Source organism: Actinophytocola sediminis (assembly GCF_054779715.1).
The window spans coordinates 1-4,045 of record NZ_BAAGXS010000155.1; the positions used below are offsets into that span (position 1 = coordinate 1).

Annotated in this window: 4 protein-coding genes; all 4 read right to left on the reverse strand. The window is 68.6% G+C overall.

Annotation, left to right across the window (positions count from 1 at the left end; genetic code table 11):
* Window positions 1-375: hypothetical protein (locus ACYVIP_RS44930; protein ID WP_460407396.1), on the reverse strand; the 375-nt coding region annotated here is incomplete at its 3' end.
* Complete coding sequence (locus ACYVIP_RS44935) at window positions 368-2,992, reverse strand: phage tail tape measure protein (RefSeq protein WP_460407397.1); 2,625 nt, start codon at window positions 2,990-2,992, stop codon at window positions 368-370. The genes ACYVIP_RS44935 and ACYVIP_RS44930, both read right to left, overlap by 8 nt.
* Window positions 2,993-3,211: 219 nt before the next feature.
* On the reverse strand, window positions 3,212-3,760 hold the full coding sequence (locus tag ACYVIP_RS44940; protein WP_460407398.1) for a DUF7426 family protein: 549 nt from the start codon (window positions 3,758-3,760) through the stop codon (window positions 3,212-3,214).
* A gap of 20 nt (window positions 3,761-3,780) precedes the next feature.
* On the reverse strand, window positions 3,781-4,045 hold a 265-nt coding region (locus ACYVIP_RS44945), incomplete at its 5' end, for a phage tail tube protein (protein WP_460407400.1).

Sequence of the window (4,045 nt, forward strand, 5' to 3'; positions counted from 1 at the left end):
GCCGGTGTCCTTGTCCTCCCAGCCCTCCAGCCCGCCCGCATAGCGGACCGCGATCCGCCGGCGTTGCCCGTCGCCCTGCGCCAGCTCCAGATGCCCGGGGTGCCTCGGGTTGGTGGCGCGCACCAACGCCTTCATGCGCGCCCGCCAGACGTCGTTGGTTGGGCCGGTGACGGTCATCGGGAGCAGGATCCGGCGCCCGGTCTCGTAGCTGTCCAGGATGGTCTCGCCGGCGATGAGCGGCGACTCCTCCGTCACATGCACGGCGGGCGGCGTGCCGAGCCCTCTCACTCCCTTGTGGACGCGGTAGCCGGCGGCGTGGTCGGTCAGCACGATGGGCGCACCAGAGTCCGGGTACAGGGTCAGTGCTCTAGCCATGGAGTGCCTCCCGCGCGTCGAGCTGGTCGATCACCCTGCGCGCGACCTCGTCAGCGTCCGGGCCGCTGATGTTGAACGTGTGGCCCTCCCTGGCGGTCACCGTTGCGGCGGACGGCATTCCGACCACCTGGCCAGCGCCCCAAGCCCCGCCAACGATCCCGCCTGACGCCAACCCGAGCATCTGCGCGAGGCCGGGCCGCATCCGCTTGATGCCCTCGTCCAAGAGGTCTTGCGACCGCTTGTTGTTGGGCTCCAGGGGCATGAACAGTTCGTCGGCGATGGGGTTGTCGCCGATGGCGCGGATCACGCCGGTGCGGGTGTGCGGCTGCACGATCGCCGCGTTGCTCGCGGACATCGGCTGGATCCCGCCCGCGGCGAAGTACTTCATGACCGCACCGCTGGCGAGACCGCCGACCCCTTGCCACGTAGACGAAAGGTGCTCCGGCCTGCTGGCGCCTTGGGTTCGGTAGTGCGTGGTGAAGTACCAGTCCGTGGTCTTCGTGATCGGGAGCGCGTCGAGACGTTTTTGGATCGCGATCATGGCGCTCGTCGCATGGTCCTTGACCCTGATGTTGGGCACCGGGATGCCGACCATCGAGTCCGCGAGCGCGCGCGCGGCCGAGTCCGAGATGCCCATGTCCGTCGCCAACTGGATGAACGTCTTGCGCTGCGAGTTGATGTATTCGTTGACCTCGGCCGAGGTGGCGTTCTGCTCCCTCATCGCGGCGATGGTCTCGTGCGTCGTCCCCACGACGTCGTTGAGGGCGCCCTGCATCTCCTGCCCAGCCTCGGTCGTCAGGTCGAACCCGGTCTTGGTGTTGTTGAGACCCTGGCCGGCGAACTCCTGCGCCGCGGCGTTCGCGTCCGCGATCGCCTGCTGGTTCCGGATGTGCGCCTCAGACAAGGAGACCACCCCGTCCGCCGCAGTGCGCTGCTTCTCCAACAGCTGGTCGATCGTGTCGCCCAGCTCCACGTTCGCGTCGGCCGACGCTCCGGTCGCGTCGACGGCGTCGTGGTTCTTCTCGATCCACTCGTCGACGGCCGGGGCGAGCCACTCATATTTCTCGCGGATCTCGTCGAGGCCGCTCATGTCCCCTGTGGACAGTGCCCGTTCCTGTGCCAGGGTCAGCGCCCGGAACTGGGTGGTGAACTCCTCCAGGCCGCTGTCGCCGCCGATGGCGTCGAGGAACTCGCCGACCTTCGTGCCCAGCGCGCTGATCCCGCGACCGAGTCGGTCCGTGAAGGTTACGCCTTCGTCCATCTGTTGAGCGGCCTCGGTGACGCTGCCGGCGAAGTCGCCGAACTGCAACGCGGCGTCGTCGAGGTCCATTGAGAACAGTGCCTCGCCGAGGTCCTCTGCCTTGGTACCAAACAGATCCACCGCAGCCTGGTTACGCTCGAGGCTGGGCGGCATCTGCTGCAGCGCGTTGAGGGTCTGGCGGAGCGCGTCCTTCGCGGTGTCGCCGCCGGCCGCGATCATCTTGGACATCTTCGCGCCATCGAGCCCGATCGACGCGAACCCGCGGCCGGCCGCCGACGCGGTGTCCTGGGTGAGGATCCCGAACTCCTTCACCGCGTCGGCCGCGATGTCGATGTTGCGGGCCCCGGCGCGCTGAGCTTGTTGCATCAGGCCGAAAGCGTCCGCGCCCTCGAGGCCCATGACCCTGAAGGTGGTGCCGTACTCGGTGATCGTGTCCAACAACTCGCCGGTGGTGTTGAGGCCCTGCTGTGTCGCGTGGACGATCATGTCCATGGCCTGATCGACGTTGTCGGCCAGCCCCGTGCGGACAGCCTGCTGCGCCGAGCGGGCGACCGCGTTGAACTCTTCCTCGACGATCGTCGAGACGGTCATCACCTTGGCGGAGATCCGCTCGATAGCGGCTTCTGGCTCGCTGGTGTCGATCAACCGGTTCTGGAACACGGCGGTGATCGCACGACCAGCGTCCTCAATGGACTCACCAAAGTTGTCGGCGAACAAGCTGCCGGCGACGTCGCCCATCTTGCCGGCGGCCGAACCAGCGGCCGGGGTGGACGCCACGATCAGCGACCCGACCCGATCTTCCTCCCACGCCTTCTCCAACCCGGACATGAGGCCCTGGCCGAGGAGCCCCCCGGTGATCGCGGCGGACAGCTTGCCAGCGATACCGATGCCGTCCATGAGGGACGCGCCGGTCTCCTGGCCGAGCCCGGCAGCCTGAGCCTTCAGCCCCCGCAGAGCCTCGCCCAGCTCGCTGTCGATGGTGGCGCCGGTCTCGGTGGCTTCCTGCTGGACACGCTCCATCTCGGACCGGATCGCGGCGAGGCTGGACGTGAACGCCTTGTCCATCGTGCGGCCGCTGGCCCACGCGTCCTGTTCGATCTTGTCGAGGTCGGCGGAGATACCCACCCAGGCGGTGGAGAACGCGGAGTTCATCTCCTTGGCCGCGTCCTTGGCGGCGTCGCCGACGCCCTTCAGCTTGTCGCTGGCCTTGCTGGTGTCGGCGTCGACCTTCGGGGTGGTGCCCTCGACGGCCTTGACCATCGACTTGTGCTCGGCCTCGGCCGCCTTGGTCTCGCGGGTGAAGCCCGACCGGTCCGCGCCGATCTTGGCCATGATCTCGCCGACGACCAGGCTCATGGCTGCCCCCTGCGCGGGCGGGATCGGGTGTGCACGGGTGGACGATCACCCGGGGGTGTCACTCGCGGGTAAGGCCGAGTGCGGTGTCGATGCTGTCTGCGCTGTCGTCGACCTCGGGGTCGGGGCGGAGCGCGAGCCACAGCCGGGCGGACGTGGACAGGCCGCCGAGCCTGGCCATGAACCAGCGCGCCGACCGCGAGCGCAGGAGGTGTTCGTCGCTCAGGTCCGCTTGGTACTCGCGCTGGAAGTCCGCTTCGACGTAGTTCCAGTGCGTGAGGATCGCGTCCCACGTGAGCCCGTGGCCTTCTTCCGCGTCGTCGATGATCCAGCCGTTTTCGTCGACGCGGCGCGTGCCGGGGGGTCCGGCTTCGTCTCCTTGCCCGTGCGGGACCAGGTGGCCAACGCGGCAGCCTCACCGCTGACGTGCCAGGAGAGCAGCGTGCGGACGATGTGGTTGTACTCGGCCACCGTGGCGCCCGCCTCGACGAGCTCAGCGGCACGGGCGTCGCCGACGATCTCGCGGGACAGGCGCGCGTCGTCAGCGTCATCGAGGATGAGCTGGCCGGGGTCGCGGGGCTCGCCGGCCGCGATCGCGGCGAGAACCCTGGCGCTCTCCCGCTGGACGTGGTGGATCTTGAGCATGGCCCACATGGACAGTTCGCCGGCGCGCCAGGTCCAGTCGCGGCCCCGGATGGGGAGGGTGAGTGTTCCTCCGTCCACTTCGGACATGTAGTGGTCAAAGCTGCTGAGGTCGGGGAAGGTGGCCATGGTGGTCGGTGGCCTCTCGGTCAGGGGGTGATGGTGAGCGCGGTCAGTTCGCCCGACCCGGTCAGGTTGCAGTTCATCGGCTCGGCGTCCTTGACGCCACCGCCCGCGCCGCCGTAGTTCACGGTGCAGCGGCCGGTGTAGCCGTCCAGGGTGTCGCTCCGGTAGAACTGCATCCCGGCGTACGCCTCGGCTCCGGTGAGCAGACCCTTGGTCTTCAACGCGGCCTGGCCGGGGTCGGCCACCTGGGCGTTGTCGGGGCCGGTGTAGCCATCCCACCCGGCCAGC

Bases quoted from the DNA above. Each gene is read 5' to 3' on its own strand.
- ACYVIP_RS44940 (WP_460407398.1), bottom strand. From the start codon at position 3,760: ATGGCCACCTTCCCCGACCTCAGCAGCTTTGACCACTACATGTCCGAA.
- ACYVIP_RS44935 (WP_460407397.1), bottom strand. From the start codon at position 2,992: ATGAGCCTGGTCGTCGGCGAGATCATGGCCAAGATCGGCGCGGACCGG.